Raw genomic sequence first — 13,752 nt, forward strand, 5'->3', positions numbered from 1 at the left:
CTCTTCGCTGGAGGAATTGAAGGCCATTCACGCTGGTCAGGTTCACTCGAGAGTCATCTGTTCCCTGTCCAGGATGTCATGGAGAGCATCAATGATGAAGAAATTATGCGCATGGGCAAAGGAATGGGGTGAGGCAATCGCCGGATCCGATAACATTCAGCTTGATATCATTTCGAACATGGAGAGCAGGATCGCGCTTCTTGAGGAAGAGATGAAATCGCTGCGCGAAGAAAAGCTGGATCATCCAGGCGACCGGGAGTAGCGCCACCTCCAATATCCTTTTCCGCTCTGATTGACCCATCGAAAGAGGGCCAAGCCCCGCGGCGCTTGAGCTTTTCCAAGGTGTGATGCGATTGTTTGTGCTACGTATCTGCTTTCTGATCTGCCCCGCCTTGCAGGAGCAGACAGCATGAGGACACGCCGCATCCGGCGGCTTTCGCCGTCCAGTCGGGCTTGTGAGAGGGCCGCTGCAGCTCAGGAGGCGCCCCCCCGCGATGCGGCGGACAGGAAGACCTGCGGCCGTCGAGCGGTTTGCACCCTCACCCGAGGGGGGGACTAGCCGCGCAACTCGTGCAGGATCATGGCGGCCGCGCCAAAGGCGACGGCGTCCGTCGCAGAGTTCTGCGGAACCAGGATCTGCGGCTGCAGAACCCGCGCCCCTTCAAATGGGTCCGATGTGGCAAATTCAAGCCAGGCGGCAAGCCGCTTGCGGACCATCCAGGGCAGCGTCCCTCCGAGGTAAATTGCGGAAGGTGCCAGGATGGCTGCAACCATGAAGGCCAGCTTTGCCGTCTCCGGCCCGGCCTTCTCAAGCCATGCCTCCAGCACAGCCGCATGCTGCTCCAGATAGGTGGTCCACTCCTCCGCAGAGCGTCCCTCCGGGATATTGCCTGCATGGGCGAGGCACCAGGAGGCCAGATCATCGAAGCTCGGTCTGGAGCGGCCGCGGGCGCGCAAGGCACCGACTTCGCCGGCATTGCCCGCATGCCCGCGGTAAAGCTCGCCATTGACGATCAGACCGCTGCCGATGCCCTCCGACAGATAGAGATAGACGAAATTCTCATGAGTGGCGGCGTTGCCCATCGTCAGCTCGCCCATTGCCGCTGCGTTGGCGTCGTTCTCGATCATGACCGGGCAGCCCAGAGTTTCCTCCAGTGCGGCTGCGAGGTCGGAGCCTGTCCAGCCGATCACCTCCTGTGCCAGATCGAGGGAGGCCGTCTGTTGATGGAAGCGGGTCGGCATGGCGATACCGGCACCGATTAGCAGTCGCGGATCTATGGCACTTGCAGCGGCAAGCTTTCCTTTCAGCCGCTCAACGGCGGCCAATAGGCCGGAGAAGGTCTCGAAGGACCCCCGTTCCTGCCACTCACCCGCGAGATTTCCGCGAAAGTCGAGCAGGACGATCGAAACGGCATACCGGTTGGCGTGCAGGCCGATTGCGTAACCTGCCTTTTCAGACAGCATCAGATCAATATGCGGCGCCCCGCGCCCGCCCGAACGCCGGGCGCCTTCAAGGATGATGCCGCGTTCGATCAGGTCGCGGGTCATCATACTGACCGCCGCTGCCGTGATCCCGCACATTTCCGCCAGTTGCACCCGCGACGCCATGCCTTTTCTGCGCAGGTGCTTGAGCATGCCGGCCTGTGTCCGGCCAATGCCCTCCAAAGGGTGCTGTCGCGTCAGCATGAGATTTCTCCTCCTCGTCTTTCCCTAGCGAATGTCATCAAACTTTTAATTAAGCAAGTTAATTAATAAAATATCGCCAACTGGATTGATCAGCATGACAAAGCCTATCGCCCTTCTCGCAAGCATTGCACTCTCGGCTCTCGTGGCCGGCCACGCGCATGCCGAAGACATCAAGATCAAGATGTCGACCTACGCGGACAAGTCCGGCCCGGCGCGTATCACCAACATCGAAGCCGCAGCTGAAATCATGAACGGCCAGTTCAAGGCGGCCGGCGTCGACAAGCGCATCGTCATTGAGGCAAATGCCAGCGCCGCCAAAGGCTGGGACGATCTGGCGCTTGAACTCATGAAGGCCTTCTCGGTCGGTCAGGGGCCTGACCTCTATGTCCTGCCGCATGAGTGGATCGGCAAGTTCGCAGAAGATGGCAATGCCCTTGCCATGGACGGGATCATCGCCTCCACCCCCTGGGCCTATGGCGACATCCTGCCTGTCCTGTGGAACTCCGCCAAAGCCGCCGACGGCAAGATCTACGGTATCCCGCAGGATGCTGAGATCCGCATGTTCTTTTACAACAAGGACATGCTGCGCAAGATCGGCAAGGATGAAGCTTTCATCGAGAGCCTTCCTGCCCAGGTCGAAGCCGGCAGCTTCACGCTTGATGACCTGACCGCCCTCGCCAAGGAGGTGGTTGGCGCAGGCGCGGCGGAATACGGCATGCTGCACCGTCCGAATGTCGGCATCGACTATCTGATGGTGTTCCAGTCCTATGGGGTCAAGTTCATCGACGAGGCCAGCGGCAAGCTCATCTTCCCGAAGGCGGAGATGGTCGAGGCACTGGGCTGGTATGAGCGGAACGCCCGTGACGGCGTGACACCGGCGGACAATACCGCCATGAGCTGGGAAGCCATTCAGGGTGCCTTCAAGCAGGAAAAGGCCTTCATCTTCCATCAGGGCGTATGGGCTGTTGCCTGGCAGGCCGGTGACAAGAACGGCGCTGTCTGGCCTACGGACAAGGAAGGCTATTTCAACAAGATCGGCTGGATTCCGGCTCCGGCGGCGAAGCAGGGGGGCGCACCGTCCAACCTGTCCCATCCGCTTCTCTACACGGTCAACGCGAAGAGCGAGCATGCCGATATCGCGGCCAGCCTGATCGCGCTGGCAACCTTGCCCTACTTCAACACCGAGCATGCTGTCGGCTCCTATCACACGGCAATCAGCCATGCGCAGACAGCCATGCCGAAGTACAGGGACAACTGGGTGCTTTCGGCCGCATCGCCGATGATGGCGCATGCGCAATTCGTCCCCAACCACACCCAGTTCGGCAGCTACAACAAGGCCCTCTTCAGCGGTCTCCAGGCCGTTGAGACGGGCAAGATGACAGCTGCGCAGGCGGTGGACTTCATCGCCGAAGAGCTGAGCCTCCAGTTCGGCGCTGACGTCGAAATCCGGGACAGCGCAAGCAACTGACACGCATGTGGCTGCAAGGCCATGGACTTGCCGCCCGGCCGGAGACTGCCTTGCTGTCTCCGGCCGGGTTCCCGGGACTTCAGAAAATGCCGCCACGGGCGGGCAATCCGGATCGAATTCAATGTCCAGCACACGCCTGCGGGCGCATCGTCCAGCCAGACCGGCGCTTTATCTGCTGCCGGCCATAGGACTTCTGACGGTCTTTTTCCTCGGGCCGATCATCGTCAACGGGGTCATCGCCTTCACGGACATGGGGGCAAATCTGCGGGCTGGAGAATTCACGCTGCAGAACTTCGAGCGCATCCTGCAACGTGACGCACGCCTGCCGGCGGTTCTGATGACAACGCTGATCTATGTCAGCGCAACCCTGTTTCTGTTCAACGTCGGACTGGGTGCGCTGCTGGCTGTCGCGACCACGGCCGTCTCTGGACGGCTGGGCACGTTCTTCCGCGGTCTATGGCTCTTGCCGCGCATGAGCCCCGCGGTTCTTTACGGCATTCTCTGGATCTGGATCGCCGACCCGTCGCCTGCTGGGCTGCTGGCCCAGGTCTCCGGTGCTCTCGGCTTGCCGCCGGTCAACCTGCGCAACGACTTTCCGCTTCTGCTCGTTGTCATTGCCAACGGATTCGTCGGTGCGTCGTTCGCGATGATCATATTGACCTCCGCAATCCGTTCAATTCCGGCGCATCTGGCCAACGCTGCCCGCGTGGATGGTGCAAGCGAATGGGGCGTGCTGCGCCATGTGGTGGTGCCTGCGCTGTCACAGCCGGTCCGCTTCATCACCATCTATCAGGCGCTCTCCCTGATGACGACCTACGAGTACATCCTGCTGATCACCGGCGGCGGGCCTGTCTATGATTCAACGCCCTATGCTCTCTACATCTACCGCAGAGCCTTTGAAAACGGCGCTTACGCCTATGGCGCGGCGCTTGCGCTGGGCCTGATGGTCCTCGGTGTGGTGATCACGCTCCTGCAATGGCGTCTCACAGACATGCGCTCCACTTTTGCAGCCCCCAGGATCGAGGTGCTCTGATGCTGTCCAACCGGTCAATGCTTGCAGGATCTGCCGGCTGGGCGCGCCTGGAGCGCCGCGGCATCATGAACCGCGCAGGCTTTTCGGGTGTCATCCTGCTTTTTCTGACGCTCGTATCCATTCCCGTCCTGCTGCCCTATCTGTGGCTTCTGGTGAAGTCATTCACCTTGTCCGATGGCGCCATCAGCAGCATGGTGATGTGGCGCAGCACTGCAATTGCTGCCGTAGCCTATGCCGGAGTTTTGCTGCTCTGCCTTCTGGCGGCCAGACTGAAACGGCCCCAGTTCGCCTGGATGGTGTTCGCTCTGGCGATCCTGATCCTGGTGGCGGTCTTCATCGCCCCTTATCTGACGCTGCAGAACTACCGCTTTCTCCTGACGCGGGATATCGACGGAACGGGAACCAGCCGGACAGGCCTGCTGCCGTCAATCTGGTCAGCGCTCGGCAGCTCGCTGCTGTTTGCGATGGCTCAGACCTTGATCGTGACGCTCGTTGCCACGCCTGCGGCCTATGCCCTGTCGCGCTTCGCCTTTGCCGGGCGTGAAGCCTTCCTGCGCGGCCTCCTGATGCTGCATGCCTTTCCGGCCCTAGCGTTGACCGTCGCCGTCTTCGTGCAGCTCTACTACATGGGATTGCTGAACAGCCTTGCCGGGGTCGTGCTTGTCCTGAGCGCCCTGGAACTGCCCTATGCGATTTTTGTGCTCAAGGGGTTCTTCGACACGGTGCCCTGGGACATCGAAATGAGTGCCGTCACGGATGGCGCAACCCGGGCCCAGGCGTTCCGGATGGTCGTGCTGCCGCAGGTCCGTTCGGGGCTGATTGCGGTCGCCACATTCACCTTCCTGCGGGGCTGGGAAGAATATGTCTTTGTCCAGACCCTGCTGATCGAAAAAAGCCAGATGACGATGAGCCTCTACCTCTTCTTCGTCTCGCAGGATCACATGGGCGTTGACTATGGGCTGGTGGCGGCCGTGGGCATTGTCTACCTGCTGCCCGTGCTCGTTCTCTACGCCTTCACTCAGAAATACATCACGCAGATGAGCTTCGGCGGAATCAAGGGATAACGGCCATGGCCAAGATCACACTCGACAACGTGACGAAAAGCTGGGGCGAAACCCTTGTGCTGAAGCCGTTGAACCTGACCATTGAGGATGGAGAATTTGTCGCCATTCTCGGCCCCTCCGGATGCGGCAAGTCGACAACGCTGTTCCTGCTGGCCGGTCTCTATGCGCCGGCATCCGGTGCCATCACCTTCGACGGCCACAACGTCAGCAAGGTCGACGCGCGCGACCGGAATGTCGGCATCGTCTTCCAGTCCTATGCGCTTTATCCGAACCTGACCGTCCGCGAGAACATCGCCTTTCCGCTGAGGTTCAAGCCTGTTGGCAAGGAAGAGGCGGCCCGGCGCGTTGAAGAAGCGGCTGCCCTTGTCCAGATCAGTTCCCTGCTCGACCGGCGCCCTTCGCAACTGTCCGGAGGCCAGCAGCAACGGGTGGCCCTGGCGCGGGCTCTGGTCAAGGAGCCGAATATTCTGCTGCTGGATGAACCCCTCTCGAACCTCGATGCAACGCTGCGCATTTCCATGCGAACCGAATTGAAAGCGATCCAGAAACGTCTCGGTATTACCACGCTGATCGTCACCCATGATCAGATCGAAGCAATCACCATGGCTGATCGCATCATCTGCATGAACAATGGCGAGATTGCCCAGATCGGGACACCGGATGACCTTTACCGGCGGCCCAGCAATCTTTTTGTCGCGGGCTTCATCGGAACGCCGCCGATGAACCTGATTGAAGGTCAGGCCAGCGGAGAAGAGCTGCGTCTTGGCGCTGTCCGGCTGCGTTTGACGTCGCCCTGCGACGGGCCTGTGACCCTGGGTCTGCGCCCGGAGGATATCGCCCTGACCGCTCCGGCAGAAGCACCGCTCTGCGGTGAGATCGTCAGCGTGGAGCCGATGGGCCGCGAAGTCTTCTACACGGTTGCCACACCTGCCGGTCTCATCCACGCGCTCGAATACGGCGAGGCTGTACGGCATGCGCCCGGAAGCCAGACCGGACTCGACTGGAATGCCGCCCTCTCTCTCATTTTTGGTGCGGACGGCAACCGCATCCCCGGCCTCCATGCCGCAGTTCCCCATCCCGCCTCAAGCCGCGCTGAGCAGCGGTTGCGGTTGAATTGACAGGACCTTTCAGTGACCAGGATTGTCTCCCATCGCGGTGCAAACAAGTTTGCACCGGAAAACACATTTGCCGCCGCAGACCTCGCCCTTGAGCAGGGTGCAGATTACATCGAGCTGGACGTGCGCGAGAGCGCCGACGGAGTGCTCTACGTCTTTCACGACGAGACGCTCGACCGCACCACAAACGGCACAGGCCCCATTGGTCATGCCCTGGCCAGGGAAATTGATGCGCTCGACGCTGGCAGCTGGTTCGATCACAAGTTCAAAGGCGCCGTGGTGCCCCGGCTTGATGCCTATCTGGAACATCTGCGCGGCCGCGCCGGGGTCTATATCGAGCTGAAATATTGCGACCCGGCCAAGGTAGCGGCTCTGGTCCGCAATCTCGGCATGACGCGCGACACGTTCTATTTCTCGTTCTCCGAAGAGATGCGGCTGGGGCTGCAGCTGATTGCACCAGAGTTCCGGAAGATGATGACGCTCAACATTGCCAAGTCTCCGTCTCTCGCCGCCTCTGTCCATCATGCGTCGATCATCGAGATCACGGTGGAGCAGATGCGCAGGCCTGGTCTTCTGGAAGCCTGCCGCATGGCCGGGCTGGACATCATGGTCTATTACGGGGGAGACGATCCGCTCGTGCATCGCGAAATTGCTAACGCGGGTGCCAGCTACATCAATCTCGACCGGCCGGACCTGTTCCAGGCGGCGCGCCGTCATCCTGGAGGTTCTTAGTCTTGCTGAAGGCTGCAATCGTCGCTGATGTCCATCTGCATGATCTGTATGGCGGTTACGGGCTGAGGGAGCGAAGCCGTGGTGCGCTTGCCCTTCGCACCTTTGCAGATACTGCGGCCTCCACGCGCGTGTTCAACGAGAGCTACCCGGCCTTCCTTGCAATCCTGGAAGACATCGTGCGGCGGGGCATCAGCACGGTCGTGCTGCTGGGCGACTATTCAGACGACGGTCAGCCCGGCGCGGTTGCTGCCCTCAAGCGTATCCTGTCAGACTACGAAACGAACCACGGGCTTCGTTTCTTTACGGTCTTCGGCAATCACGATTGCTTTGGCCCTGTCCCTCGCCATCAGTCCAAATGGCTGACGGCAGGCGGCGGTGGGGCCTCAGTGCTGGCGTCGAGCGATCCCGGCGCCCCGGAGCCAGCCGTCTTTGCACCGGAAATGCTGGGCATGAGCACTGCCGGCGCCATGCAGGCCATGGCGTCTTATGGCATCGCGCGTCCCGCTGGTGTGCTTCACTGGGAAACACCTTTCGGCACACGTGACGGCCTTGATGAACGCTATCCTCCGGGCGGTGATCCGGCATTGCCTGACGCATCCTATCTGGTCGAGCCGCAAGAGGGCCTCTGGCTGCTGATGCTGGATGCTAATGTGTTTCATCGCGCCGGGGCGGGCTGGAAGCTGAAGGCAGACGCGGCCTGGGATCATGTCCTGACGGACCGGCCTTATCTGATCGACTGGATCCGGGACGCTGCTCAGCGTGCGAAACACCAGGGGAAGACCCTTCTTGCCTGCTCCCATTACCCCGTTCTGCCGCTGACGCTTGAAGACACTGGCAGCGGCGTGCGGGCTGCAGGCACTGCCAGCTGGCTGGAGCGGATGCCGTCCGCAAATACGGGCCAGACCTTGGCCGCTGCCGGTCTTGAATGGCATTTCAGCGGCCACATGCACACTGCCGGCGAGGTGAAACTCGACGGTCTGGTGAATGTTGCGGTTCCGTCACCCGTCGCCTTTCCCGCCGGATATTGCGTTGTTGAAGCCTCACACGGCTCCGTTCACGTGGAGACCGTTTCGCTTGGCCATGTGCCCGGATTTGACGTGGCCTTCTCCGCTTATGCAGACGAGATCCGCCGGGGGCATCTTACCGGCAGCCACGGGATGACCGGCAGCGAAACCTATGCAGATTTCCTGCTGGCACATCTGCGCCAACTCGTGGCCACACGGCATGTTCCGGCGGACTGGCCGCGCCTTCTGCCCTGCCTTGAGCAGCCAATCGGGCATCTTCTGCCTTCCGGAGGCCCTTTTGAGGGCCTCTTCACGCGAAGGCCGGACATGGCCCTTCTGCCTTTGCGTTCGGTTCTGGAAGACTATTATGTGCTCAGGGCATGCGGCGGCGCCGCGCCAGATGCCATTGACCAGACAAGAACAGAATTCTATCGCGGCCTTTCAAAGGCTTTGTCTGACGGATTGCGTCAGTCAGATGATTCAATACTCGATGAGTATCTGTTTGAGGTCATTTCGAAGAACCTGATTTAGTTTCAGATTGAATTCGATCTGAGTATTTCGGATGCGCTTCATATTTCCGGTGCCGGCTTCATATCCCGCTACGCCCGGCGGGCAGGGACCGATGCGGCGTCTCCATGCCGCATTCCGGCCGGCGCGGACGCGGTGAAGCTCGCTGAAAAGGGAGCGTGAGGGCGGATCTGCATCGCAAGTCCCGGCGCGGATGGCCTGGCGGCTTTCGTCCGGCACGAGGCCGCAAGATTGGCACCGTCATCGCAGTTTCGGCACCGCAGCGGTCAAGCACCGGCACTAGAGTAAATACCGTGACGCCAATCTGGCCGTTACGGCGCGCACCTTCCCGCTGCCTTTGTTGCAGCGGTGCTTGCGTGTCCGCGCCGGTCCCTCGGGTGCCGGTCAGTGCCTGGACGCCGGGCGTTGACCAAGCCCGTGCAGCGTCTGAGCACATTCAAGGCGTGATGCGTCAGCATCGCAAGACTTGGTATCACGGGGAGATCAGTCCATGGGCCAGCTTCATCCTTACCTTCTTTCGCTGGCCGTTGGCCTGGGAATCGGCGTGCTCTATGGCCTGCTGTCGGTCCGGTCGCCTGCGCCTCCCATCATCGCCCTGCTTGGCCTCCTGGGGATGCTTGCAGGTGAAGCAGGTGTCCAGTGGTTCAAGGGCCACAAGAACCTTGTCCAGGCAGTGCTGCACGAAAAATCCTTCGCCCTGCCGCGCACCGGTGAGGCAGCGAAGAAAGACGGCACCGCCTGAGGTGCCCGCCAGTTCTCCCATCACACGAAAGCGAACACAGATGTCCAGCAAGCTACAGGTTCTCACCCCTCAGAACAGCCAGCTTATCTTCATCGATCAGCAGCCGCAGATGGCCTTTGGTGTCCAATCCATCGACCGGCAAACCCTGAAGAACAACGTCGTAGGGCTTGCCAAGGCGGCAAAGGCCTTCAAGATCCCGGCGACCATCACAAGTGTGGAGACGGAAAGCTTCTCGGGCCCGACCTTTCCGGAACTGCTTTCGGTGTTTCCCGAGGCTCCTATTCTGGAGCGCACGTCGATGAATTCCTGGGATGATCTGAAGGTCCGCGAGGCCTTGGCAGCCAATGCCGCGGACGGGCGCAGAAAGATCGTTGTTTCGGGTCTGTGGACCGAAGTCTGTAATCTGACCTTCGCCCTCTCCTGTCTCGCCGACACCGACTATGAAATCTACATGGTGGCCGATGCCTCGGGCGGAACGTCCGTTGACGCGCACAACTACGCCATGGACCGTATGGTGCAGGCCGGGATTGTCCCTGTTACCTGGCAGCAGGTCCTGCTCGAATGGCAACGTGACTGGGCACGGCGTGACACCTACGAAGCCGTCATGGCCATCGTGCGGGAGCATTCCGGGGCCTATGGCATGGGTGTCGACTACGCCTATACCATGGTTCACAAGGCTCCCGAGCGCACAGCGCACGGCCCGGTCATGCCGCCCAAGCCTGCGGCCTGAATGATGTGACCGGCCCGGCCGGCTGTCCCGCCGGGATCAGCCGCCGGCTCCGTGCATCTGGGTGCTGCCCTCTTCCCATGCCATCCGCCGCATCACCGTGACGCCTTCCCGGCGGTGCGGCTGCGCTCAGTTGCCCGCGGATTGGATGCGCCGCCAAGGAGAAAATCATGACTGCCAACGATCTGATCATCATCAATGCCAAGGTGACGACCCTCGACCGGCAGAACCCTTCGGCTGATGCCGTGGCGATCCGGGACGGCAGGTTCCTTGCCGTGGGTACGGAAGCGGAGGTCCGGGCCGCTGCCCCGGACGCCGGGATCATCGACGCAAAAGGGCGCCGGTTGATTCCGGGGCTGATCGACAGCCACACCCATATGATCCGCGGCGGATTGAACTACAATATGGAGCTTCGCTGGGATGGCGTCCCGTCGCTTTCCGATGCGATGATGATGCTGAAGCGGCAGGTCGACCGCACGCCTGCGCCCCAATGGGTGCGCGTCGTCGGCGGCTTCACTCAGCACCAGTTCGCCGAAAAACGCCTGCCGACGCTTGAGGAAATCAACGCCGTCGCGCCTGATACGCCCGTCTTCATTATGCATCTGTATGATCGCGCGCTGCTCAACGCCGCCGCATTGCGTGTCGTTGGCTACACGAAGGACACGCCCAATCCTCCCGGCGGCGAAATCGTCAGGGATGGCGCAGGCAATCCCACCGGCCTGCTGCTGGCGCAGCCCAATGCAACGATCCTCTATTCGACGCTGGCCAAGGGGCCGAAGCTGGATCCCGAGTACCAGATCAATTCGTCCCGCCATTTCATGCGCGAGCTGAACAGTCTCGGAGTGACCAGCGTGATCGACGCCGGCGGCGGTTTCCAGAATTATCCCGACGACTATGAGATCATCGAAAAACTTCACGCCGGCGGACAGCTGACGGTTCGCATAAGTTACAACCTCTTTACCCAGAAGCCCAAGGAGGAGCTGGCGGATTTTTCAAGCTGGGTGAAGCAGGTCTCGCCCGGGCAGGGTGACGATGTCTACCGCCACAACGGCGCTGGCGAGATGCTCGTCTATTCCGCCGCCGATTTCGAGGATTTCCGCGCCGAGCGCCCGGACATGCCGCCGGATATGGAAGCCGATCTGGAACCCGTCATCCGTCTCCTGGCGGAAAACCGCTGGCCCTGGCGGTTGCATGCCTCTTACAACGAAACGATCGATCGCGCGCTTGACGTGTTCGAGAAGGTCAACCGCGACATTCCGCTCTCCGGCATCAACTGGTTCTTCGACCACGCCGAAACGATCACCGACCGCAACATCGACCGGATCGCCGCGCTCGGCGGCGGCATTGCCGTACAGCACCGCATGGCCTTCCAGGGTGAATATTTCGTCGAGCGCTACGGGGCAAAAGCTGCAGAGCGCACGCCGCCCGTCCGCCGGATCATGGAGGCGGGCGTGGCACTGGGCGCCGGCACGGACGCAACCCGCGTGGCCAGTTACAATCCATGGGTTTCGCTTTCCTGGCTGGTGACGTCCAGAACGGTCGGGGGGCTTGCCCTTTATCCGCAACAGGACCGCCTTGACCGGGAAACAGCATTGCGGCTGTGGACCGAAGCCAACACCTGGTTCTCCAACGAGCAGGGGAAGAAAGGGCAGATCAAAGCGGGTCAGCTTGCCGACCTCGCTCTGTTGTCCGTGGACTATTTTTCGGTGCCGGAAAGCGGCATCGTTCACCTGCGGTCCGTCCTGACCATTCTCGGCGGCAAGGTCGTGCATGGCGAGGGTGACTACGAGCGCCTCGCACCGGATCTTCCCGCGCCGATGCCGGACTGGTCGCCGGTCGCAACCTTCGGCGGCTACCACCGGACAACGGAAACGCGCACCCGGATGATGGTGAATTGCGGTTGCGCGAGTGGTTGCGCGGTTCACGGGCACGATCACGCTGCAGCGCTTGGCGCAAGTGTTCCGGCATCAGACGCCCGTACCTTCTGGGGTGCCCTCGGATGCGGCTGCTGGGCTGTCTGACCTTGTCCGCAATGAACCCTTCATCCAGGACGAACGAGGAAACCGCCATGAGCGAGATACGGCACGAGAAGGCTCCCGGTCCGCTTGACTTCCCCGTCTACCGGGCGCTGTGGATCGCCACGGTGGTTTCCAATGTCGGGACATGGATGCACGATGTCGGCGCCGGATGGCTCATGACCTCGCTGTCGCCGAGCCCGCTGCTCGTCGCGCTGGTCCAGGCGGCGACGACGCTGCCGATGTTCCTGCTGGCGCTTCCGGCAGGCGCGCTCGCCGACATCGTTGACCGCCGCAGGATGCTGATGGCGGCGCAATTGCTCGGTCTGCTGGCGGCCGCACTTCTGGCGGTTCTGACCTTGCTGGATCTCGTCACTCCCGAGGTGCTGCTGGCAGGGACTTTCGTGCTCGGCACCGCTGCGGCCCTAAGCGCTCCCGTGTTCCAGGCGGTCGTGCCCGAACTGGTGGACAAGCAGGCATTGCCGGATGCCATTGCGCTGAACAGCCTCGGCGTCAACATTTCGCGTGCCATTGGTCCGGCGCTCGGCGGGGTCATCGTCGCGTTTGCCGGAATACCGGCCGTCTTCGCATTGAACGCACTGTCGGTCGTGGCGGTGCTGGCCGTCCTTTACACATGGAAGCGCCCGCCAACCGCTCACGCCCTGCCGCCAGAGCACTTCTTTGGTGCGCTGAAGGCGGGCTACCGATACACGCGCCATTCGCCGGCGATGCGGCTCGTGCTGGTCCGGGCGGTGGGGTTCTTCCTGTTCGGAAGCGCGCTCTGGGCCATGCTGCCGCTGATCGCGCGGCGCGGGCTGGGGCTCGATGCCGCCGGCTACGGTGCCCTGCTCGGCTGCATGGGGGCCGGTGCGGTTCTGGGCGCGATCCTGCTGAAGCGGTTGCGCAAGACGGTTCCCGCCAACACGATCTCCGTCGGGGCGACGGTGTTTTTTGCCCTGTCGACGCTGGCTCTGGCGCTCGCCAACAGCGCCTGGATCGCCGGGGCGGTCATGTTTTCTGCCGGCCTCGCCTGGATCGGAATGCTGACGTCGCTCAATGTCGCGGCACAGATGGCATCGCCCGGGTGGGTAAAGGCGCGCGCGCTCGCCGTCTACATTCTCGTGTTTCAGGGAGCCATGACGGGCGGGAGCATCCTGTGGGGCTCGATCGCTGCCAGCACCAGTGTCAGCACCGCTCTTGTGGCCGCCGCCGCCGGGCAGGCGGCGGCGCTGATGCTGGCCTTCCGCTGGCGCCTGCCACAGGATTCAGCCTCCGATCTGTCGCCTTCGAATCATTGGGCCGAACCGGTGGTGTCGGTGCAGCCGGCGGGCGACCGCGGGCCGGTCCTCATCGAGATCGAATATCAGGTCGAGCCCGCGCGGCTTCCCGAGTTTGTTGCGGCACTGCGCAATTTCCGCTCCTCGAGGCAGCGTGACGGCGCGATACGGTGGGACGTATGGGAGGATGCTGCAGAGCCCGGGCGGGTCATCGAGAGCTTTGTCGTCGAAAGCTGGATCGAGCATCAACGGCAGCATGCCCGGGTAACGCGCACCGATCAGCTGGATCAGGCAACCATCAACGCGTTCCATGCTGGCGACCGGCCGCCGATCGTGCGTCATCTCCTGCGGCCCTTGTGAC

Annotated in this window: 12 protein-coding genes; 11 read left to right on the plus strand and 1 reads right to left on the minus strand. The window is 61.9% G+C overall.

Features of this window, described 5'->3' with window-relative positions:
• Positions 1 to 91 precede the first annotated feature (91 nt).
• Positions 92 to 262, plus strand: coding sequence for a hypothetical protein (locus tag AC0CMF_RS16290; protein WP_374630069.1), 171 nt, complete (start codon positions 92 to 94; stop codon positions 260 to 262).
• 293 nt (positions 263 to 555) lie between these two features.
• Here AC0CMF_RS16290 and AC0CMF_RS16295 read toward each other — a convergent pair whose 3' ends face one another.
• Positions 556 to 1,686 carry an ROK family transcriptional regulator gene (locus AC0CMF_RS16295; protein WP_122518968.1) on the minus strand — a complete coding sequence of 377 codons (1,131 nt, stop codon included), beginning with the start codon at positions 1,684 to 1,686 and terminating at the stop codon, positions 556 to 558.
• Between the two features lie 94 nt (positions 1,687 to 1,780).
• Between AC0CMF_RS16295 and AC0CMF_RS16300 the strand changes: the two genes are divergently transcribed.
• The 10 genes from AC0CMF_RS16300 to AC0CMF_RS16345 all read left to right on the plus strand — a co-directional run bounded on the left by AC0CMF_RS16300 (position 1,781) and on the right by AC0CMF_RS16345 (position 13,751).
• Positions 1,781 to 3,154 (plus strand): ABC transporter substrate-binding protein, encoded by a 1,374-nt coding sequence (locus AC0CMF_RS16300; RefSeq protein WP_122521020.1) that lies wholly within the window; start codon positions 1,781 to 1,783, stop codon positions 3,152 to 3,154.
• Between the two features lie 121 nt (positions 3,155 to 3,275).
• Positions 3,276 to 4,187, plus strand: coding sequence for a carbohydrate ABC transporter permease (locus AC0CMF_RS16305; RefSeq protein WP_374630070.1), 912 nt, complete (start codon positions 3,276 to 3,278; stop codon positions 4,185 to 4,187).
• A complete protein-coding gene (locus AC0CMF_RS16310) occupies positions 4,187 to 5,251 on the plus strand; it encodes a carbohydrate ABC transporter permease (protein WP_163001174.1) in 1,065 nt (354 codons plus the stop codon). The genes AC0CMF_RS16305 and AC0CMF_RS16310 overlap by 1 nt, the downstream gene beginning before the upstream one ends.
• A 5-nt stretch (positions 5,252 to 5,256) precedes the next feature.
• Entirely contained in the window at positions 5,257 to 6,369 is a 1,113-nt protein-coding gene (locus AC0CMF_RS16315) for an ABC transporter ATP-binding protein (protein WP_122518970.1), read from the plus strand.
• 12 nt (positions 6,370 to 6,381) lie between these two features.
• A complete protein-coding gene (gene ugpQ / locus AC0CMF_RS16320) occupies positions 6,382 to 7,098 on the plus strand; it encodes a glycerophosphodiester phosphodiesterase (protein ID WP_374630071.1) in 717 nt (238 codons plus the stop codon).
• Positions 7,099 to 7,100: 2 nt separating this feature from the next.
• Entirely contained in the window at positions 7,101 to 8,633 is a 1,533-nt protein-coding gene (locus AC0CMF_RS16325; protein WP_472482173.1) for a metallophosphoesterase family protein, read from the plus strand.
• Between the two features lie 487 nt (positions 8,634 to 9,120).
• Positions 9,121 to 9,372, plus strand: a complete 252-nt coding sequence (locus AC0CMF_RS16330) for a DUF1427 family protein (RefSeq protein ID WP_094462699.1) — start codon at positions 9,121 to 9,123, stop codon at positions 9,370 to 9,372.
• 40 nt (positions 9,373 to 9,412) lie between these two features.
• Positions 9,413 to 10,102: a hydrolase gene (locus tag AC0CMF_RS16335; RefSeq protein WP_094462700.1), complete on the plus strand. Its 690-nt coding sequence runs from the start codon at positions 9,413 to 9,415 to the stop codon at positions 10,100 to 10,102.
• A 167-nt stretch (positions 10,103 to 10,269) separates the two neighbouring features.
• Entirely contained in the window at positions 10,270 to 12,120 is a 1,851-nt protein-coding gene (locus AC0CMF_RS16340) for an amidohydrolase (protein WP_374629992.1), read from the plus strand.
• Between the two features lie 11 nt (positions 12,121 to 12,131).
• On the plus strand, positions 12,132 to 13,751 hold the full coding sequence (locus AC0CMF_RS16345) for an MFS transporter (RefSeq protein WP_472482176.1): 1,620 nt from the start codon (positions 12,132 to 12,134) through the stop codon (positions 13,749 to 13,751).
• Position 13,752: the final 1 nt, after the last annotated feature.

The sequence above is a fragment of the Pannonibacter sp. CBAS1226 genome, assembly GCF_055685825.1.